Annotated in this window: 25 protein-coding genes; 9 read left to right on the forward strand and 16 right to left on the reverse strand. The window is 59.6% G+C overall.

The features are described 5' to 3' along the window. Window positions 1-142: 142 nt before the first annotated feature. The 5 genes from smc to J1W56_RS02100 form a co-directional block, all read right to left on the reverse strand. Window positions 143-3,601 carry a chromosome segregation protein SMC gene (smc, locus tag J1W56_RS02080; RefSeq protein WP_223611514.1) on the reverse strand — a complete coding sequence of 1,153 codons (3,459 nt, stop codon included), beginning with the start codon at window positions 3,599-3,601 and terminating at the stop codon, window positions 143-145. A 72-nt stretch (window positions 3,602-3,673) separates the two neighbouring features. Continuing rightward, window positions 3,674-4,387, reverse strand: coding sequence for a DsbA family protein (locus tag J1W56_RS02085; RefSeq protein ID WP_223611515.1), 714 nt, complete (start codon window positions 4,385-4,387; stop codon window positions 3,674-3,676). A gap of 138 nt (window positions 4,388-4,525) precedes the next feature. Continuing rightward, entirely contained in the window at window positions 4,526-5,026 is a 501-nt protein-coding gene (locus J1W56_RS02090; protein WP_223611516.1) for a DUF721 domain-containing protein, read from the reverse strand. Window positions 5,027-5,059: 33 nt separating this feature from the next. Further along, a complete protein-coding gene (locus tag J1W56_RS02095; RefSeq protein ID WP_223611517.1) occupies window positions 5,060-6,034 on the reverse strand; it encodes an SDR family NAD(P)-dependent oxidoreductase in 975 nt (324 codons plus the stop codon). 36 nt (window positions 6,035-6,070) lie between these two features. After that, window positions 6,071-7,381, reverse strand: a complete 1,311-nt coding sequence (locus J1W56_RS02100; RefSeq protein WP_223611518.1) for an O-antigen ligase family protein — start codon at window positions 7,379-7,381, stop codon at window positions 6,071-6,073. A gap of 87 nt (window positions 7,382-7,468) precedes the next feature. Between J1W56_RS02100 and mutY the strand changes: the two genes are divergently transcribed. Next, window positions 7,469-8,548 carry an A/G-specific adenine glycosylase gene (gene mutY / locus J1W56_RS02105; RefSeq protein ID WP_223611519.1) on the forward strand — a complete coding sequence of 360 codons (1,080 nt, stop codon included), beginning with the start codon at window positions 7,469-7,471 and terminating at the stop codon, window positions 8,546-8,548. Continuing rightward, on the forward strand, window positions 8,545-9,156 hold the full coding sequence (locus J1W56_RS02110) for an HAD family hydrolase (protein WP_223611520.1): 612 nt from the start codon (window positions 8,545-8,547) through the stop codon (window positions 9,154-9,156). Before mutY ends, J1W56_RS02110 begins: the two co-directional genes overlap by 4 nt. Before the next feature lie 89 nt (window positions 9,157-9,245). Here J1W56_RS02110 and J1W56_RS02115 read toward each other — a convergent pair whose 3' ends face one another. Continuing rightward, the gene (locus tag J1W56_RS02115; protein WP_223611521.1) at window positions 9,246-10,379 is read right to left on the reverse strand and encodes a site-specific DNA-methyltransferase; all 1,134 of its coding nucleotides are present in this window, start codon (window positions 10,377-10,379) and stop codon (window positions 9,246-9,248) included. Between the two features lie 213 nt (window positions 10,380-10,592). Here J1W56_RS02115 and J1W56_RS02120 point away from each other — a divergent pair, with 213 nt between their 5' ends. Next, window positions 10,593-11,279, forward strand: coding sequence for an HAD family hydrolase (locus J1W56_RS02120; protein ID WP_223611522.1), 687 nt, complete (start codon window positions 10,593-10,595; stop codon window positions 11,277-11,279). Window positions 11,280-11,514: 235 nt separating this feature from the next. Here the strand turns inward: J1W56_RS02120 and J1W56_RS02125 are convergent, their stop codons facing one another. Continuing rightward, on the reverse strand, window positions 11,515-12,108 hold the full coding sequence (locus tag J1W56_RS02125; RefSeq protein ID WP_223611523.1) for a hypothetical protein: 594 nt from the start codon (window positions 12,106-12,108) through the stop codon (window positions 11,515-11,517). 127 nt (window positions 12,109-12,235) lie between these two features. On the opposite strand from J1W56_RS02125, the gene thrC reads away from it, so the two are divergent. From thrC to J1W56_RS02145, 4 genes are read left to right on the forward strand one after another with little or no spacing between them, the layout of a single operon-like run. Next, on the forward strand, window positions 12,236-13,633 hold the full coding sequence (gene thrC / locus J1W56_RS02130; protein WP_223611524.1) for a threonine synthase: 1,398 nt from the start codon (window positions 12,236-12,238) through the stop codon (window positions 13,631-13,633). 10 nt (window positions 13,634-13,643) lie between these two features. Next, window positions 13,644-14,939, forward strand: a complete 1,296-nt coding sequence (locus tag J1W56_RS02135; protein ID WP_223611525.1) for a M16 family metallopeptidase — start codon at window positions 13,644-13,646, stop codon at window positions 14,937-14,939. 20 nt (window positions 14,940-14,959) lie between these two features. Further along, on the forward strand, window positions 14,960-15,544 hold the full coding sequence (locus J1W56_RS02140) for a GNAT family N-acetyltransferase (protein ID WP_223611526.1): 585 nt from the start codon (window positions 14,960-14,962) through the stop codon (window positions 15,542-15,544). Window positions 15,545-15,579: 35 nt separating this feature from the next. Continuing rightward, window positions 15,580-18,459 (forward strand): EAL domain-containing protein, encoded by a 2,880-nt coding sequence (locus J1W56_RS02145; protein ID WP_223612378.1) that lies wholly within the window; start codon window positions 15,580-15,582, stop codon window positions 18,457-18,459. A gap of 2 nt (window positions 18,460-18,461) precedes the next feature. On the opposite strand, the gene J1W56_RS02150 is transcribed toward J1W56_RS02145, so the two are convergent. Continuing rightward, window positions 18,462-19,064, reverse strand: a complete 603-nt coding sequence (locus tag J1W56_RS02150; protein ID WP_223611527.1) for a YqgE/AlgH family protein — start codon at window positions 19,062-19,064, stop codon at window positions 18,462-18,464. Window positions 19,065-19,180: 116 nt separating this feature from the next. Here J1W56_RS02150 and J1W56_RS02155 point away from each other — a divergent pair, with 116 nt between their 5' ends. Then, entirely contained in the window at window positions 19,181-20,047 is an 867-nt protein-coding gene (locus J1W56_RS02155; protein WP_223611528.1) for a protein-disulfide reductase DsbD domain-containing protein, read from the forward strand. A 76-nt stretch (window positions 20,048-20,123) separates the two neighbouring features. After that, complete coding sequence (locus tag J1W56_RS02160) at window positions 20,124-20,609, forward strand: peroxiredoxin (protein ID WP_223611529.1); 486 nt, start codon at window positions 20,124-20,126, stop codon at window positions 20,607-20,609. Between the two features lie 55 nt (window positions 20,610-20,664). Here J1W56_RS02160 and rnhA read toward each other — a convergent pair whose 3' ends face one another. From rnhA to J1W56_RS02200, 8 genes are all read right to left on the reverse strand, one after another. Further along, entirely contained in the window at window positions 20,665-21,108 is a 444-nt protein-coding gene (gene rnhA, locus J1W56_RS02165) for a ribonuclease HI (RefSeq protein ID WP_223611530.1), read from the reverse strand. After that, a complete protein-coding gene (locus J1W56_RS02170) occupies window positions 21,105-22,085 on the reverse strand; it encodes a homoserine kinase (protein WP_223611531.1) in 981 nt (326 codons plus the stop codon). Before J1W56_RS02170 ends, rnhA begins: the two co-directional genes overlap by 4 nt. Window positions 22,086-22,087: 2 nt before the next feature. Then, window positions 22,088-23,095, reverse strand: a complete 1,008-nt coding sequence (gene ispH, locus J1W56_RS02175) for a 4-hydroxy-3-methylbut-2-enyl diphosphate reductase (protein ID WP_223611532.1) — start codon at window positions 23,093-23,095, stop codon at window positions 22,088-22,090. Between the two features lie 51 nt (window positions 23,096-23,146). After that, window positions 23,147-23,914, reverse strand: a complete 768-nt coding sequence (locus J1W56_RS02180; protein ID WP_223611533.1) for an SURF1 family protein — start codon at window positions 23,912-23,914, stop codon at window positions 23,147-23,149. A 7-nt stretch (window positions 23,915-23,921) separates the two neighbouring features. Then, window positions 23,922-24,317, reverse strand: a complete 396-nt coding sequence (locus J1W56_RS02185; RefSeq protein ID WP_223611534.1) for a DUF983 domain-containing protein — start codon at window positions 24,315-24,317, stop codon at window positions 23,922-23,924. A gap of 193 nt (window positions 24,318-24,510) precedes the next feature. Next, on the reverse strand, window positions 24,511-25,389 hold the full coding sequence (locus J1W56_RS02190) for a cytochrome c oxidase subunit 3 (protein WP_223611535.1): 879 nt from the start codon (window positions 25,387-25,389) through the stop codon (window positions 24,511-24,513). Between the two features lie 58 nt (window positions 25,390-25,447). Beyond that, complete coding sequence (locus J1W56_RS02195; RefSeq protein WP_223611536.1) at window positions 25,448-26,089, reverse strand: cytochrome c oxidase assembly protein; 642 nt, start codon at window positions 26,087-26,089, stop codon at window positions 25,448-25,450. Beyond that, window positions 26,089-26,244: a hypothetical protein gene (locus tag J1W56_RS02200; protein ID WP_165401776.1), complete on the reverse strand. Its 156-nt coding sequence runs from the start codon at window positions 26,242-26,244 to the stop codon at window positions 26,089-26,091. Before J1W56_RS02200 ends, J1W56_RS02195 begins: the two co-directional genes overlap by 1 nt.

The raw sequence follows: 26,244 nt of genomic DNA on the forward strand, positions 1-26,244 counted from the left end.
AAAGCGCTGAAGAAGGTCTATTCGATAGGTTCGTGAAGCACCACCAAAAAATGCTGCATTGCACCATTCAAATCGATTAGCAGAGTAAATCCGCGTTAATCTTTGAAATCCTTCGTCATTTCAAGCTTGAAGTAGTCTGGTATCAGCTCGCCTCGCGCAGTTGCTCGGCGGTCTGGAGATCGACCGACACCAGCTGGCTGACGCCCTGTTCGGCCATGGTGACGCCAAAGAGGCGGTTCATGCGCGCCATGGTGATCGGATTGTGGGTAATGACGACAAAACGCGTTTCCGTTGATGCAGCCATTTCGTCCATCAGGTTGCAGAAGCGCTCGACATTGTGGTCATCGAGCGGCGCGTCCACCTCGTCCAGCACGCAGATCGGCGCCGGGTTGGTCAGGAACACCGCAAAGATCAGCGCCATTGCGGTCAGGGCCTGCTCGCCGCCGGACAGCAATGTCATGGTCTGCGGTTTCTTGCCGGGCGGGCGGGCAAGAATTTCCAGACCGGCTTCCAGCGGATCTTCCGATTCAATCAATTGCAATTCAGCTGTACCGCCGCCGAACAGGTGCGTGAACAGGCGCTGGAACTGGGCATTCACCACCTCGAACGCGGCCAGCAGCCGTTCGCGCCCCTCGCGATTGAGGCTCTGGATCGCCTGGCGCAGCTTCTTGACCGCCTCGATGATGTCTTCGCGCTCGCTGACAATCGCCTCGAGCCGCGCCGACAATTCTTCCTGCTCTTCCTCGGCCCGCAGGTTGACGGCACCGAGGCGCTCGCGCTCGATCTTGAGCCGTTCCAGATTGCGGTCCGTCGCATCGACATCCGGCAAGGGATCGTTGGGGCCAAGGCCTGTCAGCTTCATTGCTTCATGCGGCGCGCAATTGAGGGCTTCGGCAATGCGTGTTTCGGCGTCATGGCGGCGTTCCTGTGCCGCGGCTAGGCGCTCTTCCGACCGTGCCCGGCCTTCACGCGCCGTCGCCAGTGCCTGAATCGCATCGGTGGCAGCGCGGTCCAATTCCTGCTGACGCGCTTCGGCCACGGCCAGACGATCACCGGCCTCCTTGCGCAACGCTTCCGCTTGCGAGAGCTGCGACAGCAGCGCCCGGTTGCGCTCGGCAATTTCATCGGGCGCATCGACCAGATCGGCAAATTCTTCTTCCGCTTCCTGTCGCCGTTCGGTCAGGGATTCGATCTGGCGGTCGGCATTCAGCGCGCGGTCGTTCCAGCTCCTGCGTTCAAAACCGATGGACTCCAGGCGCCGCATGCGGTTCTCGGCCTCGCGGCGCAAGCCCTCGTGCACGGCGCGTGCCTCGGCGAGCGCCGCCCGGTCGGTCATGACTTCGGTGGTCAGTTGGGTGAGGCGGATATTGACTTCTTCCAGATCCGGCGCGCGGGCCAGCCGGTCTTCTGCCTCAAGGAACTGTTCCTGTGTTTCTTCAAGCGTTTCGGCGAGGCGGGCCTTGCCCTCGTCCAAGGCCGCGCGGCGGCTGGAAAGCTGCCCGGCCGCCCGCTCGGCTGATGCAAGCGCCTCGCGCGCATCGCTGACGGCGCGCTGCATGGCCCGCCAGTGATCACGGGCCATACGCTCGTTCTCGACCGACCGGCGCACGGCAGCTTCTGCTCCTGCAATCGCGGCCTCAGCCTCGCGCAGGCGCTTCGTCGCTTCGACAACCTCGATATCCAGCTCGGCGAGGCGGTTTTTCTGGGCCAGACGCTGTGCCGCCGGTGTCGGTGCATCGGCGCTTGCCGTATAGCCATCCCAGCGCCACAGCGCACCGGAACGGCTGACCAGCCGCTGACCCGACTTCAACGATGCCTGTATGCGCGCGCCATCCGCCTCGTCGACAATGCCGATCTGGGCAAGACGGCGGGCCAGCTGGCGCGGCGCCTTGACCACACTGGCAAGGGTTTTCAGCCCGGACGGCAGTGCGGGATCATCACCGGCACCGTCAACATCACCCCAGAAAACCGGAGCGCTGCGATCCAGCGGCGCATCGAGATCTTCACCGAGCGCCGCGCCAAGCGCGACCTCAAATCCCTTTTCTACCTTTACCGCTTCGACAACGGCGGGAAACAGGTCCGACCCGCCGACATTGATCATCTTGGCCAAGGTGCGGGCTTCAGTCTCGATCCGGTTGAGATTGCTGCGGGCGTCCTGCACCGGTTGGCGCAACTGCGCTTCCGTGCGGCGCGCCGTCTCGACGGCCGCTTCCGCCGCCAGGGCGGCTTCCTCGGCCTGCTCGAGCGTTGCCTCGGCTGCTTCAACCAGCGCCTGCTTCTCGATGGGGTCGGCAAGCGCGGCGATCTGCGCTGTTATGGCAGAGAGATCGCGTTCCACATCGCCCATCTGGCGGGCAAGGCGGTCACGACGCTCGGTGCTTTCGCGCAAATTGCGCTCGATCTGCGCCCGTTCGGCGGTGGCTTCGGCGCGTTCAGCGGTTACCTTGGCAAGGGCCGCTTCGCTTTCCCGGAGCTTGGCATCCGCGCGTTCAAAATCGGCGCGGGTTGCCAGTTCATGTTCGCCCGCATTGGCGTTGTCCTGATTGAGCGAACGCTCTTCCGCATCGAGACGCGCCAGAATATCGGCATTGTCGCGCACCATCTGCTCTTCGCGGGCAATATCGGCGGTGAGCTGGGCCAGACGCTTTTCCAGCTCCGACTGGCGGGCACGGATACGCTGGGCCTCTTCCTCGATCTGCGAACGGGCGATGGTCAGGCGCTGCAGGGCCGCGGCAGCCTTGGCTTCCGCCTCACGCAGATCCGGCAGCTTGTGCGCGCCGATTGCCTGTTCCTTCGCCGCGTTCATCTGGACCTGAGCGAAATCCCCGACGCCTGATGTCGCGGCAGACAAAGCCGATTGCGCCTCGGCCTCCTGATTTTTGGCGACGGCCCACTTCAGATGCAGGAGGATCGCTTCGGAACGGCGGATATCCGCCGACAGGCTCTTGAAGCGATTGGCCTGACGCGATTGCCGTTTCAGGCTCTCGATCTGGGTTTCCAGCTCGCCGACGACGTCTTCCAGCCGCTCCAGATTTTGTTCCGCTGCCCGCAGGCGCAGTTCCGCCTCGTGGCGGCGGGTGTGCAGGCCGGATATACCAGCGGCTTCTTCGAGAAGTGCCCGGCGGGCCTGCGGCTTGGCCTGAATGAGCTCGCCAATGCGACCCTGACCGACCATGGATGGCGACCGGGCACCGGTCGACTGGTCCGCAAACAGCAGCTGCACGTCCTTGGCGCGGGCATCCTTGCCGTTGATGCGGTAGACCGAACCTGCCTCGCGCTCGATGCGGCGCGACACCTGCAACTCATCGGCATCGTTGAAGCTTGCCGGGGCACTGCGATCATGATTGTCGAGAAACAGGGTGACTTCGGCTGTGTTGCGCGACGGGCGCGTGCCGGAGCCGGAGAAAATGACGTCATCCATGCCGGATGCGCGCATGTTCTTGTATGAGCTTTCGCCCATGACCCAGCGCAGGGCTTCCACGAGATTGGATTTGCCGCAGCCATTGGGGCCGACAACGCCGGTCAATCCGCTTTCAATGACGAATTCGGCGGGTTCGACGAAGGATTTGAAACCGAGGAGGCGGAGTTTCGTGAAGCGCATCAGAGGCCCTTCCCGCACAAAACCGCAAGGGCGGACGCGGCAAGGCGTCCGCCTGAATTCAACAGGCAGCTATCAGAGTAGACCGTCGATAATCGCTGACATTTCGTCAACCGATAGGGCTCCTGCATATTTCGTGCCGTTGATGAAGAAGGTCGGCGTGGCATTCACTCCGAAATCCTTGGCTCCGCGGTCACGCGATGCATTCACATCATCCAGAAGTTTTTGGTTCGTCAAGCAAGCGTTGAACGACTCCTGTGTAAAACCGGCCAATTTGGAGATTTGCATCAAAGGTTCTACTGCATTTGCCGATGCGGCCCACTGTTCCTGCTGTTTGAACAGCACATCGACAAGCGGATAGTAGCGGTCTTCCGGGGCGCAGCGGGCGAGCATGAAGGCAGCGGCAGCGCGCGGATCGAACGGGAATTCGCGCAGGATGAGCTTGGCCTTGCCCGTGTCGATGTACTTTTCCTTGATCGTCGGCAGCGTGGCAACGGTGAAGTGCGCGCAATGCGGGCAGGTCATCGACGCGTATTCGACGATGGTGACCGGGGCGTCGGCCTTGCCCAGCACGATATCCTTGAGAGGACCCTGCTCCATCAGCTTGGCCTGATCGACCTTCCCGGCGGATTCCGGGATCTTGACGTCGGCGGGCGTACCGGGCACCGGTGTCGCGGCGGGCTTGGCCGCATCTTCTGACCATGCCGGGTTGCCCGCTGTCACAGCGAGCGCCGCCGTCGATACGGCCGCGAGGGTCAGAATGTTTCGGCGTGTCAGCATGTCAGTCATAAGGATCACCTGTCTCCGGTGTTGATTATGCGTTGTTTGACTCCGTAGAGCCCTAAGGCAGTCTCTTTAAGGCAGAGCTTGCCATCTGTCTTTGAATTTTTCGTGATCTGAACGGGATAAAATCAGGCAGAACGTGTTTCAGCGCTTGATCTTTTCCGCGTGGATGCTTTGCCCGAGCCGTTCCAGCGCCTCGCGCAGGCTATCGTCCTCGATGGCTTCGACGACGCGACTGATCTTTCCCCTGGTTGCCGCATCGACCGGCGGCAATGCACGCCGCTTCGGCGCGGGCAGCGTGATGGCCTTCTGCTCGATCTTGATGCGGCCGACCGCGGCAAATCCGAGAAAGGCATTGACCCGGCTGATGATTTCACCGGTCTCGTGCTGGATGCGCATGGCGGTAAACCCCTGGCAGGCAATCACCAGTGTCGCCGGCTGGAACGGATCATCCTCATGCGCACGGCGTGGCCACAGGAGCTTCAACGGGCGGGACTGGTCACCAAGAGCGGGGCCAACAACCTCTTCCCAAGCCTGAACAAGCTCTATCGTGATCCCGGCGCGCTTGCGCAGGACAGGATCGAGCACGCCCGATGCGGGATCGGCCAATGGCCGGAATCCCCTTTGCTTGCGGTCATCGCTCATTGTATCGGTTGCCCCGTGTGTGGAATGGAAGCGTCAGCGGCCATTATAGCCGCGAAACCATTCGACAAACAGGGGAATACCCTCCTCCAGCGTCGTCTTCGGGCAGAAGCCGAGATCGCGCGTGGCAAGGCCGATATCGGCATAGGTGCGCTCGACATCCGCCGGCGGCATTGGCTCGAACTTTTTGACGGCTTCGCGTCCCACAGCCTGCTCGATGATTTCGATAAAGCGCAGCAAGGCCACCGGATTGTTGTTGCCGAGATTGTAGACCGGTGCAGTTTCCGCCGGATTGGACAGGATGCGGTTCACCGCGCCGAGGACACCGCTGACAATATCGTCGATAAAGGTGAAATCGCGCGCCATCTTGCCGTGATTGTACACTTTGATCGGCTCGCCCTTTGAAATGGCGTCCGTGAACAGCCATGGCGCCATGTCAGGACGGCCATAGGGGCCATAAACCGTGAAGAACCGCAGGCCCGTCGAAGCGATCTTGTGGACGTGCGAATAGGAGTAGGCCAGCAGTTCAGCGGAGCGTTTCGTCGCCGCATAGACGGAAACCGGATTGTTGACCGGATCGCTCTCGGAAAACGGCACCTTGGTGTTGGCGCCATAAACCGATGACGAGCTTGCATAGACGACCGGCGGCTGCTTCGGCATCACGCGGGCCTGTTCAAACACAGTCACCTGTCCCTGAACATTGGCATCGACATAGGCTGCCGGATTTTCCACGGAGTAGCGCACACCCGCCTGAGCCGCCAGGTGCACGATGACATCGGCGTCCATGTCGCCGGCAATCGCGGCACGCAATTCCTCTGGCCTTGCAATATTGGCGCGGGCAAAACGGATGTTGGACTGGCCATCGAGCGCCGACAGGCGTGTTTCCTTGAGGGCCACCTGATAGTAGTCATTGAGGTTGTCGATGGCGATGACCTCAAAGCCTTCCCTGGCGAGCCGCCTTGCCACGTGAAAGCCGATAAAGCCTGCCGCTCCGGTAACAATCGCTTTCATGTCAGAACTTTATCCCCAACCCATTATCATGCCGCATCATGCCGCTAGTGCGGCTTTGTCTTGTTCGGCGCGGTCCGCGATCTCCCGCACCGACAGATAGGGTGTCGGACCGGAAATCGTGCAAATGAGCAGCGTCACGTAGATGAAGACCGCATCGGTCGCGTCGTGCCCGAACATGATGCCAAACATTCCCGTGATCACATAAGCCGTCACGAGCAGCAAGGAAAGCGCCGTCGTCAAATCCCGCCCGGGTCCGGGTTCCTTCAGGCGCGCGGCGACAATGGGTGCCGACAGCAGCAGAAGCAGCGCCAGAACCCCCAGCACCCCGCCATCGACTGCCGCATTCAAAAAGCCGTTATGGACATGCGTGAACAGCATGTATTTCTCGGGAGGCAGATCCAAAGCCCTGTTGACCGACTGCATGCGGTTTTGCGGGCCTTGTCCGATAAGCGGTGACGCGAGAAATGCCTTTTCCGCGCCGCTCCACAACAGGAGCCGGGCACTCAGCGAGCTGATATTGTTGGGATCTTCGTCCAGTTGCACGATATCCGTCTGCAATGCGCTGTAGCGGTCCATGATCTTCGGGACTGCCGCAACAGCCACGACCACGAGCAGGAGCGCCATCAATAATTTAACGGTTCGATTGATCGACGGCAGCGTCTGGCCGCGCAGGTACCAGAACAGGATGGCGCAGTGAAACGGGATGACCAGCCAGGCCGACCGGGTGCCGGAAAGGAATACGCAGACCAGCCCGCAGGTGAAGCCTGCAACCGCAATCAGCCGTTCAGTTTTGCTTTGCGAGTGGACATTGAGCAGGGCGATGCTACCAAACAGCACGGCGAAAAGCCCGAAAACCGCAGCATTGCCCGCACCGCCGGTGGCACGGCTCTCATGCAGGAGCATCTGGACCACGCTGTAAATCAGGGCGCCGATCATTCCGATGCCCGCGCCGGTCACGAAGAATGGACCGATACGCCCGTCGAGACTTACCCTTAGCCTGGGGATAATGGCCCAGACCGCCAGGAACGGGATCATCTTCAAGAGATATTCAGCACCCTTCGCCAGATTCGGGCTGAGAAGCACGACGAGAACCGTCACCAGGACATAGGCGGTAAAAATCCGGGCGATGATGCGGTCCTGGCGCGTCATCTGCCAGGGAAAGCGCCGCAGGACCAGGGAAATTATCGCCCAGAGGAAGGCGCAGACCAGCGTTACCGAGGTTCCGCTGACCAGCAAGCCGGGGAAAAGTGCAAACAGGAAAGTGAAGATGCGATTGTTGCGATCAATACCGACGAGACGCCCTTTTGTGGGCAGCAGCAGGGCGTTGGTCAACTGAGCTGGGAACATTTATGAATCCGAATGTTCTTGAATTTACTTTCGCAACCGTTTCATGAGAAATGTCACTTCACTTCCCTGTAAAGCAGTTTTGAATTGATGCAACCAATAACGAATGAACTGCTCGCCTGGTATGATAGCCATCATCGCATTTTACCCTGGCGCATAACGCCGGGGGATCACAAGTCCGGAATTGTAGCTAATCCCTACCGCATCTGGCTGTCGGAAATCATGCTTCAGCAGACGACGGTCGAGGCGGTAAAACCCTATTTCCTGACCTTCATACGCAAGTGGCCAACGGTCATGGACCTGGCTGCCGCCAGCCAGGATGACGTGATGCGCGCCTGGGCCGGGCTCGGCTATTATTCCCGCGCGCGCAACCTGAAAAAGTGCGCCGATATCGTGGCATCGGACTTCGGCGGGCATTTTCCCGCCGATCTTGCCGCGCTCAAATCATTGCCGGGAATCGGCGATTATACGGCAGCGGCCATCGCATCCATTGCCTTCGGCATGCCGATTGCCGTTGTCGACGGCAATGTCGAGCGTGTCATCACGCGCCTCTATGCCCTGTCGACGCCCCTGCCCGCGGCCAAGCCCGAAATCCGGCGGCTGATGCAGTTGCTGACCCCCGACAAACGGCCGGGCGACTTTGCGCAGGCAATGATGGACCTCGGCGCAACCATCTGCACGCCCAAGCGGCCGGCCTGCGTGATCTGCCCCCTCAACGACAATTGCGAGGCACTGAAAACCACGGACCCGGAGTTTTTCCCGGTGAAGGCACCCAAAAAGGACAAGCCCGTTCGCGTTGGCGCGGCGTTCATCGCCGTTTCCACCAATGGTGAAGTCTATCTGCGCGGGCGGGCTCAAACGGGATTGCTTGGCGGCATGACCGAGGTGCCGACGACGGAGTGGACCTCCCGAATCGACGGTGAAACGGGTATCGATGCGGCTCCCTTTGGTGCCGAATGGGTGCCCAGCGGCACAATAACCCATATTTTCACGCATTTTGAGCTGCGCCTGACGATCTACGCGGCCCGGAACGTGCGCAAGCCGGCCGGTACGGATGGCTGGTGGATCAGCGTGGAGAATCTGGACAATGAGGCATTGCCGACGGTGATGAAAAAAGCCATTGCTGCCGCAATACCGGATGCTTTCGAGAAAAGAAGGAAAGAGGCATGACACCCGTCAAACACATCGTTTTCGACATCGGCCAGGTTCTTATTCACTATGATCCCGATGTTGCTTTCCGCAGTGTCATCCCGGATGCCGCCGAGCGCAAATGGTTCTTCGACAATGTCTGCACCCACGCCTGGAACATCGAACAGGACCGCGGCCGCAAATGGGCCGATGCCGAAGCGCTGCTGATCGCCGATTTTCCAGACCGCGAACACCAGATCCGCGCCTTCCGGCAGAACTGGCACCAGATGATCACCCATAGCATCGATGACAGCGTCATCATCATGCGCCAGCTGATCGCCGACGGGCACGATGTGACGATGCTGACGAATTTCGCCTCCGATACGCTGCGCGAAGCCTGGCAACGTTTCCCCTTCCTGACGGAAAGCCGCGGCGTGACCATCTCCGGCGATATCGGCCTGATCAAGCCTGACAAGGCGATCTATGACCATCACGTCGCAACATTCGGCGTGGAACCCGCCGCCACGCTTTTCATCGATGACAGCGCCAAGAATGTCGCCGGGGCGCAGGCCGCCGGATGGCAGTCGGTGCAGTTCATCGATCCGCAAACGCTGCGCGCTGACCTCAACCGCCTCGGCATCCGCGTCTGAACCGCTGCACACAACGAAACGCCCAAGGTGTACCTTGGGCGTTCCGGGATCAGAGCGGTACTGGAGGTCTCGTCCGATCGGATTGGGATTTAAACGCCGGCGGAAACCATTCCGTCGCGGACCTGCTTGCGCAAATCATCGATCGGCTTGAGCTTGCCGTCTTCCTCATAGTGCCAGAACGTCCAGCCGTTGCAGGCATCAAAACCCTGCACCTTGGCGCCCATACGGTGGATCGAACCCGCGTCGCCATTGCTGGCAACGGTTCCGTCGGCGCGCACGATGGCCGCATGCCGCTGGCGAACATCGCTCAAGACGACGCCGGGCTTCAAGAGCCCTGCTTCGACGATGCTGCCGAAGGCAACACGCGGCTCGGCCCGCTTGCCGGTCATCACCTTGAGTTCGGCGCCGCCCAGTTCCTCGACCGAGGCAATCCGGCTCATCGCCGCGTCGATGTATTTCTGTTCCCGTTCAACGCCGACAAAATGGCGGCCCAGACGTTTGGCGACCGCGCCTGTTGTTCCCGACCCGAAGAATGGATCGAGAATGATGTCGCCGGGTTTGGACGAAGCCATGAGAATACGGGCCAGGAGGGCTTCCGGCTTCTGTGTCGGGTGGATCTTGTCGCCATTCTCATCTTTCAGACGCTCCGCACCGGTGCAAATGGGAAACAGCCAGTCGGACCGCATCTGCAAATCGTCATTGGCAGCCTTCATCGCTTCATAGTTGAAGGTGTAGCCCTTGCCCTTCTGGTCGCGCGACGCCCAGATCATGGTTTCATGCGCGTTCTGGAAGCGGCGACCACGGAAATTCGGCATGGGGTTGTTCTTGCGCCAGATGATGTCGTTGAGCATCCAGAATCCGAGATCCTGCATGGTGGCGCCAACGCGGAAGATATTGTGATAGGAGCCGATGACCCAAATGGTGCCGTTCGGCTTCAGGACGCGGCGGCAGGCAAGCAGCCAGGCGCGGGTGAAGGCATCATAGGCCTGGAAACTGTCGAACTGATCCCAATGATCATCAACCGCATCGACCTTTGACTGGTCCGGGCGATGCAGATCGCCGTCAAGCTGCAGATTGTAGGGCGGATCGGCAAAGATGACATCGATCGAATGATCGGGAAGACGATTGAGGGCGGCAACACAGTCGCCTTTGAGGATCGTGTCGAGCCAGGAGGATTGCGGCGCAGCCTGGGGCAGGTCATTGACGAGACGAACAACGGACATGGGATACTCGATTACTGGAGACGCGTTACTGAACTGACCTTATGGTTACCGAGCAGGGTAAACATCGCGTTAAAGCCGACAGATATCCGTGAATGAAAACAATGCGCTTTTCTTTGACGCATCGCCAATAAGAGTGTAGTCGATGCCGGTAATCCCCCAGACTTGACCCAAAGCTGCACGATGCAGCCATTTTTCACGAACAGGTATGACGTAATGGAACCCCAGCTGATTATTTTCGACTGCGATGGCGTGCTCGTCGATTCAGAGATATTGGCCGCCGAAGTCGAATCGAAACTGTTGACGGAGTCGGGCTATCCGATTGAGGCCGAGGCCATTGCCGAGCGCTTTGCCGGACTGACCTGGACCGACATCCTCATTCAGGTGGAGAAAGAATCGGGTGTCCCGATTTCCGCGTCGCTGATCGAGGAATCCGCCCGTCAGATGGACCACAAGCTGCGCCATGAACTGAATGTCATCGAGGGTATCGAACCGGTCGTCGCCGCGCTCAAATACCCCAAATGCATTGCCTCGAACTCGACCAGCGCTTCGCTGAAGATGATGCTGGAGCAAAGCTCGCTCTACGAGCTCTTCGCTCCCAACATTTTCTCGGCGCGCGAAGTGGGAACCCGGAAATCAAAGCCGGCGCCGGATGTCTACATCTACGCCGCCAAGCATTTCAACGTCGATCCTGCCCGCTGCATCGTGATCGAAGACTCCGCTCACGGCGTGCATGCGGCAGTGACCGCCGGCATGCGGGTTATCGGCTTTACCGGCGGCGCCCACACCTATCCGGGCCACGCGGACAAGCTGACCGATGCTGGCGCTGAAACCGTCATCAGCCGCCACCGCGACCTCCCCGCCGTTATCGAGGCCATGGCCGTCTGGTCCGAAGCCGTCTAGGATCAGCTGATCCGGCAAAAACTGAGGTGCGTGGTTCGACAAGCTCACCATGAGGGAAGTGGTTTGGCTGCAATGCCAATCGCAAAGGTTGCAGAATATAACTCCCTGCAATCCTCACTCTCCCTCATGGTGAGCTTGTCGAACCACGCACCACACATTTCTGCCATTCAAACAAAACAAAAGGCACCGCCAAAGCGGTGCCTTTTTCATAAAGCCGGCTGCGCCAGCCTTGTTTTTACTTCTTCTTTTTCGTCTTGGTCTTTGCCTGGGAATCATCCGGGCCTTCGTCAAATCCGATGAAGACCTGAATGTCCTTCGCCGTCGGCGTCGGGAAGCTGACATTGGGATCGTTGAAAATGAACTGCGATGCGGCCGAGGTATCGGTCGCCGAAATCGGCTGCCGGTAGAGCTTGGAATACAGCACATTCGATCCCTGCATGACAGCAACGCGGATCGGCATGGTCAGCGTGCCGGGGCTGAATTTCGGGCCGGGAACGACCTTGCCGGAAATGGCGACATTCATCCCGAGCGCACCGCCGTTGCGCTGGCAGGAGCGCGTCTCGTCGGCGATCGATGCCTGATAGATCAGGTTTTCCGGTGCCTTGGGCGCCTTGCCGTAATTGTTGAAGATGGCTGTTCCCTCACGGATCGTCACCGGCGGGCAATAGGCGGTCAGTTCCGTTGCGGTGATACGCGCCTGCGCTTCCTGTACGGCCGGATCCTTCGATGCATCCTTGGCACCGCTGGTGGAGCATCCCGCAAGACCCACAGCGAAAATCATGCCGCAAAGTTGATAGAAGGGCAGAGATTTATGTGTTTCTGACTTCATGAACTGAACTTTCCTTGACGAACGGACCTGTTCTATACCAACGGTGAGGTAAGAATGCGACGGTGCTTTCCAGCTTTCTGCCACAGGAGTTGGCTGGCTCGCAAGCGCGGTACAAAAGGCGAATGATATGAAATATGCAAGCACTCGCGGAGAAGCGCCGGTTTTGGGCTTTTCCGATGCCCTTCTGGCTGGTCTGGCGCGCGATGGCGGCCTTTATCTGCCTCAGGAGTTTCCACAGTTTTCCCCTGAAGAGATTCGCGCCTTGCGCGGCAAAAGCTACGAAGAGGTGGCAATCCGCGTCCTCACCCCGTTCATCGCCGGCGATATCGATCAGGCGGATTTCGAGCGCATGGTGCACGAAGCCTATGCAACCTTCCGCCACAAGGCGGTCTGCCCGCTGATCCAGACCGGGCACAATGAATTCGTCCTTGAGCTTTTCCATGGCCCCACCCTTGCATTCAAGGATGTCGCCATGCAGTTGCTCGCCCGGCTGATGGACTATATCCTTGCCAAACGCAACCAGCGCGCGACCATTGTCGGCGCCACATCAGGCGATACAGGCGGCGCGGCCATCGAAGCCTTCGCCAACCGTGACCGCACGGATATCTTCATCCTGTTCCCGCACAACCGCGTCTCGCCGGTGCAGCAGCGGCAGATGACGACATCGGCAGCGTCCAACGTGCATGCTCTGGCCATCGAGGGCAATTTCGATGACTGCCAGTCGCTGGTCAAAGGCATGTTCAACGACCTGAACTTCCGTGACTCCCTTTCGTTGTCGGGCGTCAACTCGATCAACTGGGCGCGCATCATGCCGCAGATCGTTTATTACTTCACCGCGGCGGTTGCCCTCGGCAGTCCGGACCGGCCGGTTTCCTTTACGGTCCCGACCGGCAATTTCGGCGATATTTTTGCCGGCTATGTCGCCAAGCGCATGGGGCTTCCCATCGACCGGCTGGTCATCGCAACCAACGATAACGATATTTTGACCCGGACAATCGAGACGGGAAAATATGAAACACGCGGCGTCTTCCACACCACCTCGCCGTCCATGGACATTCAGGTTTCGTCGAATTTCGAACGCCTGCTGTTCGAGGCGCATGGCCGCGATGCCGCAGCTGTTCGCCGCCTGATGGACGGGCTGAAGCAGTCCGGCAGCTTTACCATTGCCGACGCGCCGCTTGCGAAAATCCGCAGCGAATTCGATGCGGGACGCTCAAACACGGCGGATACCGCCCTTGTGATCAAGGATGTTCTGGCACAATCGGGCTACCTGCTCGATCCGCATTCGGCCATCGGCCTGAAGGTCGCACGCGAAAAAGTCGGCGCCGGCGTACCCAGCATTGTTCTCGCGACGGCGCATCCGGCCAAATTTCCTGATGCGGTGGAAGCCGCAAGCGGCGTTCATCCGGCGCTTCCGCTCTGGCTCGGCGACCTCATGCAGCGAAAAGAACAGTATACGGTACTTCCCAATGACCTTAGAAATGTGGAAGAGTATGTCAGCCGACGTTCAAGAGCGGCAAGGTAAGGAGCATTGAATGGGCGTTGAAATCAGTCGCCTCTCCAACGGTCTGACGATTGCGACAGAGACAATGCCGCATGTGGAGAGTGTAGCCCTTGGCATCTGGGTCAAGGCAGGATCACGTAACGAGGCGAGCAATCAGCACGGTATTGCCCATCTTCTGGAACATATGGCCTTCAAGGGAACGGAAAATCGCTCCGCCTGGAAAATAGCCGCCGATATCGAGGATGTGGGCGGCGAGATCAACGCCGCCACCAGTGTTGAAACAACATCCTTCTATGCCCGCGTCCTGCGCGATGACATGCCGCTGGCTATCGATATTCTCGCCGACATTCTCAACAGCTCCAAATTTGATGCGGAAGAGCTGGAACGCGAGAAAAACGTGATCATGCAGGAGATCGGCGCGGCGCACGACACGCCCGACGATGTGGTCTTCGACCGCTTCACCGAAACCGCCTTCCGCAATCAGACGATCGGGCGCACCATTCTCGGCACGCCGGAGACCGTCCAGTCCTTTTCATCGGCGGATCTGCGCCGCTATATGGATGACCAGTACAGCGCCGAGCGCATGGTTGTTGTCGCTGCCGGCGGTGTCAAGCACGACGACTTCGTCCGGGAAGTGGAAAGCCGCCTTGGCTCTTTCCGGGCAAAGACGACGGCGCCGCAACCCGATGTCGCCCATTATGTCGGCGGAGACTTCCGCGAGCAGCGCGACCTGATGGATGCGCAGGTCGTTCTCGGCTTCGAGGGCCGCGCCTATCACGTGCGCGATTTCTATGCCTCGCAGCTCCTTGCCATGATTCTTGGCGGCGGCATGTCCTCGCGGCTGTTTCAGGAAGTGCGGGAAAAGCGCGGGCTGTGCTATTCGGTCTATGCCTTCCATTGGGGTTTCTCCGACACCGGCGTTTTCGGCATCCATGCCGCGACCGGACGCAGTCACCTGAAGAAGCTCGTCCCCGTCATCATCAACGAACTGCACGAAGCGGCCCGCAACATCGGGCAGGACGAATTGAACCGCGCGCGGGCGCAGTACCGTGCCAGCCTGCTGATGTCGCATGAGAGCGCGGCAAGCCGGGCCGGACAGATTGCCCGCCAGATGCTGCTCTACGGCCATGCGGTTTCCACCGAGGAACTGGTGGAGCGTCTGTCCAAGATCACCACGGAACGCCTGACCGATCTTGCCGGGCGGCTGTTCATCGACGCATCGCCGACTTTGGCTGCCGTTGGTCCAATCGCCCCCTTGATGAAGTTCCCTGATATTCGACATGGGCTGGCAACGGCAACGCCGAGCCCACGAAAAATAGCGGTCTAGAGCGTCAACGGCAAAACGCCATGATCGCCCTGCCCTTCCTGAAAAGCGCTTCGCCCTTGCTGCAGGGCGAACGGCTTTATCTGCGCCCCCCACAGGTTTCCGATTATCGGGCCTGGGCAAATTTGCGCGCACTGAGCCGGGATTTCCTTGCGCCATGGGAACCGCTGTGGGCCGATGACGATCTGGAACGCAGCGCATTCCGCCACCGGATTCGGCACTATGATGACGAGGCCGCGGCGGGAACGGCGCATCCCTTCTTTCTTTTCCACAATTCAGATTCCCGCCTTCTCGGCGGCATCACGCTTGGCAACATCCGGCGGGGTGTCGGCCAAAACGGCATGATTGGTTACTGGATGGGTGCGCCCTATGCCGGTCAGGGCTATATGAGCGAAGCACTGCGCCTGCTGATATCCCATGCTTTTACCAAAGTCCGGTTGCACCGGCTGGAAGCCGCCTGTATTCCAAGCAATGAAAGATCGATCCGCCTTCTCGAAAAAGCCGGATTTCAAAGGGAAGGACTGCTACGCTCCTACCTGAAAATAAATGGTACGTGGCAAGACCATCTGCTCTTCTCGCTCATAGAAGACGATGTGCGCGCCAAATAACAAAGGTTGAATTCGTGGCATCATTGACCGGACACATGCTGAAAGGCCTATCGAGGATTTTTGTCCTCCTCTTTTTGATGATGTCCATGCTGTCGGCTGCCAGCGCCTTTGAAACCATCAAGATCACCAAGGAAAGCACCGCACTCGATCTGTCCAAGGCCGTGGAGATTTACCGGAACCAGGGCGAGACCTTCCAGATTTCCACGGCGCCCGGCACCGACGGCATTGTCCGCCGCATCGAGGTGCAGGCCAATGACAGCCGTTCGACAGGCGACTGGGCCGCCTTCTCGCTGGCCAATCCCACCGATGAACAGATCGACCGCCTGATCGTCGCTCCGCATTTCCGCCTGGTCGGATCGGGTTTCATCTGGCCGGATCTCGGCTCGACGCGCATCACCTCCATCACCCCCAGCGAGGGCTTTGCGCTCGACAGGCAGGCCAGCGAAGACGCCGATATTTTCCTGGTCACCCTCAATCCGGGTTCGGTCATCACCTTCGTCGCTGAACTCGCCTCGCCCAACCTGCCGCAGGTCTATGTGTGGGAGCCGAATGCCTACAAGGACACGGTCAATTCCTACACGCTTTATCGCGGCATCCTGCTCGGTATTGCCGGTCTTCTCGCGCTGTTCCTGACCATTCTTTTTGTCGTCAAGGGAACATCGCTCTTTCCGGCAACAGCAGCCATGGCCTGGGCGGTTCTTGCCTATATCTGCGTGGATTTCGGCTTCTGGAACAAGCTGATCGAGATCACGCCCGGCAATGAACAGGTCTGGCGGGCGGGCACAGAAGTGGCGCTTGCGGCGACACTGGTGATCTTTCTCTTCACCTACCTCAATCTCAACCGATGGCACGACAATTTCAGCTACGGTGCGCTGACCTGGATTCTGGGTCTCGGCATTCTCTCCGGCGTGGCCATCTTTGATCCGCCCATCGCGTCCGGCATTGCGCGCTTTTCCTTTGCCCTGACGGTCATCGCCGGCATCGTCCTCATCGGCTTCTTTTCATTCCGAAGTTACGACCGGGCGATCATGCTCATACCGACCTGGCTGCTCCTGCTTGTCTGGCTGCTGGGAAGCTGGCTGACCGTCTCCGGCATCCTTGCCAATGACATCGTCCAGCCGGCGCTCGGCGGCGGCCTCGTGCTGATCGTCCTGCTCATCGGGTTCACCGTGATGCAGCACGCCTTTTCCGGCGGCGCCCTGCAGCAGGGGCTGTTTTCCGACGTGGAACGGCAGGCACTGGCCATCATTGGTTCCGGCGACATCGTCTGGGACTGGGACGTGCCGCGCGACCGCGTCGTCACGACGCCGGACCTTACCAATTTCCTCGGCGCTTCGGCGAGTTCGCTGCATGGCGCCGTGCGCAACTGGCTGCCAACGCTGCATGCCGATGACCGCGACCGTTTCCGCACCACGCTCGACGTCATTCTGGAAAACCGACGCGGCCGCATCTCGCAGACCTTTCGCCTGCGCGCCAATGACGGCCACTACTACTGGTACACGCTGAAAGCCCGCCCGGTGATCGGCTCCGACGGTGAGATTGTCCGCTGCGTCGGCACCCTCATCGATGTGACGGAGCAGAAAAAGGCCGAAGAGCGCCTGCTGCACGACGCGGTCCATGACAATCTGACCGGCCTGCCCAACCGTGAACTGTTCCTCGACCGCCTCGGCTCCGTCATCACCATGGCGCAGACTGAAAGCAAGATCCGCCCGACCGTGTTCATCATCGACATCGACCGCTTCAAGCAGGTCAATGACGGGCTCGGCATGTCGGCAGGCGATACGTTCCTTCTGACCGTCTCGCGGCGCCTGCATCGCCTTTTGCGGCCGCAGGACACGCTGAGCCGTCTCTCCGCCGATCAGTTCGGCCTTATCCTGGTATCGGAAGTCGAGCCGGCGCGCATCGCCGCCTTTGCCGAAGCCGTCAAACAGGCCATCCGCGCGCCCATTGCCTTCGCCAAGCGCGAAATCGTCCTGACCGCATCACTTGGCCTGATCACCTGGACCAGCGGCAGCACGGCCTCTCCGGAAGACCTCGTGAAGGACGCCGAGCTTGCCATGTTCCAGGCGAAACGCTTTGGCGGCGACCGGATCGAACCCTTCCGACCGGCGTTCCGTGCGGTGGGCAGCGACAAGCTGCAGCTCGAATCCGACCTGCGCCGCGCGCTCGAGCGCCACGAAATCCACATTGCCTATCAGCCGATCGTGCGGCTGGAGGACAACACCATTGCCGGTTTTGAAGCCCTGATGCGCTGGGATCACCCGCGTCGCGGCTCGATACCGCCATCCGAATTCATCCCGATTGCCGAAAGCTCGGGACTCATCGTGCAGCTTGGCCTGTTCGTCATGCAGCATGCGGCGGAAGACCTCGTCAATTGGCAGCGCACCATCGGCGCCACGCCGCTGTTTGTCTCGGTGAACATATCGAGCAGCCAGCTGATCCGTCAGGATCTCATCGACGATGTGCGCTCGGTGCTGACCCAGACACAGATCGATCCGGCCAGCCTGAAACTGGAACTGACGGAATCCCTGATGATGGAGAATCCCGAGCGGTCCGCGCACGTTCTCTCCAGCATCAAGGCCATGGGCGTCGGTGTATCGCTGGATGATTTCGGAACGGGCTATTCGTCCCTTTCGTACCTCACCTCGTTCCCCTTCGACATGATCAAGATCGACCGGTCATTCCTCAAGGCCGAGCAGCCGCAGAAAGTCACGCTGCTGCGCTCGATGATCAGCATGGCGCATGACCTCGGACTGTCGGTTGTGACGGAAGGCATCGAGAATGAGAGCGACGCGCTGCAGTTGCGCCAGATGGGCTGCGAATACGCCCAGAGCTTCATGTTCAGCCCACCGCTGACGCTCGATGTCGCGACAAAGCTGCTGCGCGAGCAGTTCCAGCAGTCAAAGGCATCGTAGGGTCAAGCGTGCCCGGCGACGGTGGCGAGGCGTGACGGGTCAACGCCCATATGCGCCAGCAGCCGATCATATTTGCTTTCGAGGTCGGTGTCGAAGAGCAGTTCCTGCGGCGCGCGGCAGGTAAGCCAGCCATTGTTGGCGATCTCGTTTTCAAGCTGCCCCGCCGCCCAGCCGGAATAACCCAGGGTCATCAGCGCGCAGCGCGGGCCGCGGCCGCCGGATATGGCGCGCAGAATATCCACCGTGCCTGTCAGGCAAATCTCTTCCGAAACCGGCATGGTGGAATCCGTCAGATAATCGTCGGAATGCAGGACAAAGCCCCGGCGCATCTCCACCGGTCCGCCATTGCGCACGATGAAATCGCGGGTGCAGTCAGGCAGCATGATGGCCTGATGTTCATCGAGAACGCCGAGCTGCACGAGAATGTCGGAGAATTCCATCTCCTGGGGGCGATTGATGATCAGCCCCATGGCACCCTTTTCCGAGTGCGCACAGACGTAGATAACCGAACGCGCGAAGCGGCTGTCGTCCATTCCCGGCATCGCCAGAAGGAATTGACCATTCAGAAATCCGGTCTCTTTGTTCGCCGTTCTGAAAATATCCATCGAATAAAGGTATCAAGGATTGCGCAAATGACAACGGTTTTGAACGAGGAATTGTAAAAAGAGCCGCAATCCGGGCGCGTTCGCGCAGGATATAACGCGCGCCTCACATAGAAATGATGAGCAAATTCCGTGACATCCTTGATAAGGCCGAAAAGGCCTGCAATGGTCCGCGCATGAACACGAACACGCCCATTTTTCTCGCTGCAGCGTTGACTGTTGCGGCTTTTGCCTCGCCGTCACAGGCTGGAACCTCCGAGTGGACAAAGACACCCGGCGGCAGCGTCCGGCTGATTGTCGACAATCCCCAGAAGGGCGCGAGCGAAGTACACGGCGCGGTACAGATCAATCTCGATCCGGGCTGGAAAACCTATTGGCGCGAGCCCGGCGATGCCGGTGTGCCGCCGGAACTCGCGCTCTCCCAGGAGGGCAACATCAAAAGCTATTCGCTCGGGTTCCCTGCGCCACACCGGTTTGAGGACGGCACTTCGAAGTGGTCAGGATACAAGAAATCCGTGGCACTGCCGGTTATCCTGACACTCGCCGACCCCTCCAAACCAGCCCAGTTCAAGGGCCATGCGTTTCTCGGCATCTGCGAGGCGATCTGCATTCCCGTCACCGCGGAATTCGATATTTCCATCGACAACAGCCCGTCGGATGCGCTGACGAAAACGCTTGTCAGCGATGCATTTGCCGCCCTGCCCGACAAGGCATCGGCTTCGTTCGGCGTGAAAAGTGCCGTGCGCCGGGATGATCATGTAAAGGTTACCGTTCAGCTGCCGACGGATCAGCCGCAAACCGACCTCTTCGTTGCCGGCGAGGGCGGCGTGACGTTCGGCATGGCGAAACTGAAAAGCCGCGAGGCGACAACCGCCGTGTTCTCGGTGCCGGTTCTCACCGGCAAGGACAAGAAGGCCGTGATGCTGAACTACACCCTGGTCCAGGGCGAGAAGGCGGTTTCAGGCAAGCTTGAGGCACAGGAATAGCACCGGTCTACCCTCGACTTTTGGTCATGCACGCCCTATCTGCATAGGGCTAATTTTGTTCATATGGAGCCAATTCATGACAATCAAGGTAGGCGAGCGTTTGCCGGACGCCACGTTCAAGACAAAATCCGATGACGGTGTCAGCGAAGTCAGCTCGGACACCCTGTTCAAGGGCAAGAAGGTGGTGCTTTTCGCTGTACCGGGTGCCTTCACCCCGACCTGCAGCATGAACCATCTGCCGGGCTATCTTGAAAACCGCGATGCCATTCTGGCGAAGGGTGTCGACACCATCGCCGTTGTCGCCGTCAACGATCCGCATGTGATGGGCGCGTGGGCCAAGGCCACCAATGGCGAAGGCAAGATCCAGTACCTGTCCGATGGCAATGCGACCTTCACCAAGGCTGTCGGCCTGGATATCGACCTTGCAGCCGGCACGATGGGCGTGCGCTCCAAGCGCTATTCCATGCTGGTTGAGGATGGCGTGGTCAAGGAACTCAACATCGAGGACTCGCCCGGTCAGGCTGTGACCTCAAGCGCAGCGACCCTGCTCGGCCAGCTGTAAACAGCGACAGAGCCAACCTATGCAAGGGGCCGGTCTGACCGGCCCTTTTGTTTGCTCAGGATTTGTTTTTGAACGGCGCCATGCCGGTTCGGGCAAGCTCGTCGGCACGCTCGTTCTCCGGATGTCCCGCGTGGCCCTTGACCCAGTGCCAGACAACCTTGTGGCGCTTGCGTGCCTCATCCAGCGCCTGCCAAAGCTCGGCATTCTTCACGGGCTTCTTGGCGGCGGTTTTCCAGCCGTTGCGCTTCCAGCCTTCGATCCAGCCGGAAATGCCATCACGGACATAGACCGAATCCGTATAGAGATCGACCGAACAAGGCTCCTTCAGCGCATTGAGCGCGGCAATGGCAGCCATCAATTCCATGCGGTTGTTCGTGGTATCCGCTTCACCGCCGAAAAGCTCTTTCTCATTGCCGTTCCAGCGCAGGACCGCGCCCCAGCCGCCAGGGCCGGGATTGCCGGAACAGGCGCCATCGGTAAAAACCTGTATCGACTTCACGAGGCGGCACCCGCTGGCAGAAGGCCATATTCTTCGGCGGATTTGATCTGGCGATGGAAGCGCATGCGGCGGACATATTCCATCGGGTCCTTCTTGACGACGAAACTGCCCTCGGGAACGGTCAGCCAGTCATAGAGCCGGGTGAGCATGAAACGCAGCGCCGAGCCGCGCGCGAGGATGGGCAGGCTCTCCGCCTCCTCCGCCGACAGGGGACGCACGGAATTGTAGCCGCGCAGCAGTGCCGTGCCCTTGGTCAGATTGAAGGAATGATCCTTTTCAAAGCACCAGGCATTCAGGCAGACCGCAACATCATAGGCGAGCAGATCCGTGCAGGCGAAATAGAAATCGATCAGGCCGGAAAGCTTGTCGCCGAGAAAGAACACATTGTCCGGGAAAAGATCGGCATGGATGACACCGGCCGGCAGGTGTTGCGGCCAATGGGCTTCGAAGAAAGCCAGATCGGCTTCGGTCTCGCTGGCAAGGCCCGGCTCGACCCGGTCGGCATTGGCCTTTGAATTGTTCCACAATGGCCGCCAGCCGGCGACCGAGAGCGCGTTCTTGCGGCGCATGGGGAAATCCGCCCCCGCCACGTGCATGCGCGCCAGCGCCTCTCCCAGCGCGTGGCAGTGCTGCACCGTGGGCCTGCGCATCCACATGCCTTCAAGGAAGGTCACGATGGCGGCCGGGCGGCCCGCGAGTTCGCCGATGCTGGAACCGTTCTTCTGCCCGACGGGCAAGGGACAACTGATCCCCTTCCCCGCAAGGTGCTGCATCAGCCCCAGAAAGAACGGCAGATCATTGCTGTTCACCCGCTTTTCATAGAGCGTCAGGATGTAGGAGCCCTTGCTCGTATGCAGCAGATAGTTGGAATTCTCGACGCCTTCGGCGATGCCCTTGTAGGACAGGAGTTCGCCGATGTCATAATCCCGAAGGAAGTGCGCAAGATCGATTTCGTTGATATCGGTATAGACAGCCATAATCAGTGACTTCCGTTGACGAATGCCATGTCGCCGCTGGTCAGTTCCACATCGCGCAGATCGCGCATGACATGGAAATTCTCGGTTTCGATGGTCGTCTCGGCAAGTTCAATCGACACGGAATAGCGCTCCGAAAAGGACTGGATGATTTCATCGACAATGATTTCAGGTGCGGACGCACCGGCGGAGAGGCCGACGGTCGCAATATCGCCGATCAGGTCCCAGTCGATATCCGCGGCCCGCTGCACCAGCAGCGATTGCGAAGCACCGGAGCGCTCTGCAACCTCGACCAGCCGCTTCGAATTGGACGAATTCGGCGCACCGACGACGAGGAACAGATCGCAGCCTGGCGCTGCCGCCTTCACAGCGTCCTGACGGTTTGTCGTGGCATAGCAGATGGATTCGGCCGCCGGCGCGGTCAAATCCGGAAAGCGGCTCTGCAAGGCGGCGATGATCCCCGCGGTGTCATCGACCGACAGCGTCGTCTGCGTGACGAAACCGAGGTTCTTCGGGTCCGCCGGCTGGTACTTCTCAGCGTCTTCGATGGTTTCGATCAATGTTACCGCGCCCTCCGGCAATTGCCCCATCGTTCCGATGACTTCAGGATGACCGGAATGGCCGACCAGAATGACGTGGCGCCCAAGCCGCTGATGGCGCATGGCCTGCTTGTGCACCTTGGAGACAAGCGGACAGGTGGCATCGAGATAAAACAGGTTCTTGTGTTCCGCGTCTTCCGGCACCGACTTCGGCACGCCATGCGCAGAGAAAACCACGGGCTGGCTGCGATGTTCTGCCGGGATTTCGTCGAGTTCTTCGACGAAAACGGCACCGCGGGCCTGCAGGCCCTGCACCACATAGCGATTGTGCACGATCTCATGCCGGACATAGACCGGTGCGCCATATTTCTTCAGCGCCAGGACGACGATCTGGATGGCGCGATCCACCCCGGCGCAAAATCCGCGCGGTCCGCACAGGCGGATTGTCAGTGGTTTCTTGTCAGCCATGGTCATAGGTCTCGCGGAAGTCGAAGCGTTGGATGTGCCCATGGAATTGGGCGGCAATCAACGGGAAGTCAAGTCCGAAGGTTGAGTTTCTGCTTTGTCGCCCTGCCTGCGCCGCACCATGGAGATGATCACGATGGTCAGCAGTGTCGCCGCCAGACCATACCACGTGACCGCATATTGCAGATGGCTGTTGGGAAGATCGATGATGGTGACACCGCCGATGGGAAAGCCGCCGGGATTGGGCGTTTTATCAGCATCGATGAAGAACGGCACCAGTTGTTCGGGATTGATGCTGGACTGCGCCGCCATAACAGGCAGGTCTTTCCAGAAATAGATGTTCTTGACGAGATCATTATCAGGAAGAATGGAGGACGGTTTTCCAGCCAACGGATTGCGCGCAAGCCCGGTGACGGTCACCGGTCCCGCCACTTCGCCCTGTTGGCGTGTCGACGCATTCTTCTGGTCGTAGGGCACGAAGCCGCGGTTGACGAAAACCGCCCGGCCATCGTCGAGTTGCAGCGGGGTATAGATGAAGTAACCGGAATAACCCTCATAGGTGGCGAAGAAATGCCGCTCGCGGTCATTGAGCAGACGCCCGGTGACTGTCACGGGACGGTATTCGACATCATGGTCCTGCGCCCAGATCTTTTCGATCTCCGCCAGCGGCTGCGGTGCGGAATGGGTGCGCGCGGCGATGGTTGCCAGCAGCGCTTCCTTCCATTGCAGGCGTTCCACCTGCCAGGTACCGAGCCCGATCAGAATGACAAAGAGAATAGCGCTGAGGCTCAGCGTGATCCATGGAAACCGGGCAGGCCTTGCTGGCATTGCAACATCACTCATGGGCAGCGGGAATATCAAGGCGCCCTTCCGCAGCCTTGTGTTTGTATTGAAGGGCAATCAGGACACCTTTCATCCAGCGCAGAGCCGTCAGGCAGAGCACAAGCGCCAGCGGAATCCACAGGATGAAATGCACCCAAAGCGGCGGATCGAGCGTGACTTCCATCCACAGCGCCAGTCCGACGACGATGAACCCGATCAGCAGCATCACCAGCACGGCCGGACCATCGCCCGAATCGATAAAGGAATAATCGAGCCCGCAGCTGGAGCATTGCCGGGCCGGTGTCAGAAAACCATCGAACAGCTTGCCCTGCCCGCAGCGGGGGCAACGTGCCTTGACGCCCGCAGTGAACGGGTCAACTGGCGGATAAAGGGCTCTGTCTTCACTCATGGGTTGGTCTCGATCGGTGTTCCATCCTGGACCAGCGCCCAGATTTCATCCATTGGGCGATTAGTGACGCCATTGCACCCCTCTGTCCAGTCGATAAGTTGAAGCACCCGCCCCTCATCGAGATTGTGCCCAAACAATAAGGGCGGCCATGTTTCCATGACCGCCCTCTTTATTTCTGTTTGCAGCGACTTGCTTATTCGACGGCCAGCGTCGCGCCCCATGAGGCCCAGACGTAGATCGAGAAGAACAGGAACAGCCAGACCACGTCGACGAAGTGCCAGTACCAGGCAGCAGCCTCGAAGCCGAAATGCTTCTGCGGGGTGAAATCGCCGCGCATGGCGCGCAGCAGGCAGACCAGCAGGAAGATCGTTCCGATGATCACGTGGAAGCCATGGAAACCCGTGGCCATGAAGAAGGTCGCGCCGTAGATCGAATCCTTGAACGCGAACGGAGCGTGCATGTACTCGTAGCCCTGCACGAACGAGAAGAGCATGCCGAGCAGGACAGTCAGCGTCAGGCCGGTGATCAGGCCCTTGCGGTCCTTGTGGATCAGCGCATGGTGCGCCCAGGTGACCGTCGTACCGGACAGCAGCAGGATGATGGTGTTGTACAGCGGCAGGTGCAGCGGATCGAGAACTTCGATTCCCTTGGGAGGCCAGTGACCGCCGGTGAATGCCGCACGGGCAACCTGCTCAGCTTCGCCCGGGAACAGGCTGGCATCGAAGAAGGCCCAGAACCAGGCAACGAAGAACATCACTTCCGACGCGATGAACATGATCATGCCATAGCGCAGGTGCAGGGAAACGACGCGGGTGTGGTGCCCTTCCTTGCTCTCCCGGATGGTATCCGACCACCAGCCGAACATGGTGTAGAGAACGATGGCCAGGCCGATGAAGAACAACCATGGCTGTGCCAGGTTATGCCCAAAGAGCGGCAATTCCCCGCCGCTGTGGTAGCGCATGTAAGCGATGCCGCCGATAGCCATGACAAAAGCACCGACAGAGCCTAGGAACGGCCATGGGCTTGGGTCGATAATGTGGTAGTCGTGGTTCTTTGTGTGCGCTTCGGCCATTTTAACCCCCGCAAGTTCTATTCATCTGTTTAGCCACTGACAAAATGTCAGCGCAAGTTCAAAGCTGTCCCGACGGCTTGTCTTTCTTCACGTCCGCACTGGCGGCAACCGGTGCCGGCATCGCGATCGGAAAGAATGTGTAGGACAGGGTAATCGTGTTGACGCCCTTCAGTTCTTCCGAATTGACGATATCCGGATCGACGAAGAAAACGACGGGCATCTGCATGTCTTCGCCCGGCTTCAGGACGGTGTCGGTGAAGCAGAAGCACTCGACCTTGTTGAAGTAGGCACCGGCGGCCTGCGGCGTGACATTGAAGGCTGCACGACCGGCAGACGGCTTGTCCAGCTTGTTGATCGCTTCATAGTGAATGAGCTTGGTCTCGCCAATGTTCATCGTCACTTCGCGCTGCACCGGCTTGAACTGCCACGCCAACCCGTCGGAGGTATTGGCGTCGAAGCGAACGGTGATCTTCTTGTCGAGGATCGTGTCGGACATCTGCTCGACCCGCTGGGTCGTGCCGCCATAACCGGTGACCTGACAGAACATGGCGTAGAGCGGCACGGCCGCAAAAGCCATGCCAACCATGCCGAAGAAGAAGGCAAGGCAGGAAATCGCGATTGTCCGGTCGGAAACCCGGCGCTTTGGCGCAGGCGTGCTATCCGCCGCTGGTATCTGGTTATCTTCCACAGGAGCGCTCATCACATCTGCCGTTCGAGAATCCTGGCACCGAGCTTGGCCCATGTGCCGACATAAACGAGGATCACAAACGCGGCCAAGGCCAGGGCAAGCGCGATGGAGCGGCTGCGCTGCGCCCTTTTCTGTTTGGGTGTCAGTGTAACGCGATCATCACTCAT

This window comes from Phyllobacterium calauticae, from assembly GCF_019991125.1.
Lineage (GTDB): Bacteria > Pseudomonadota > Alphaproteobacteria > Rhizobiales > Rhizobiaceae > Phyllobacterium > Phyllobacterium calauticae.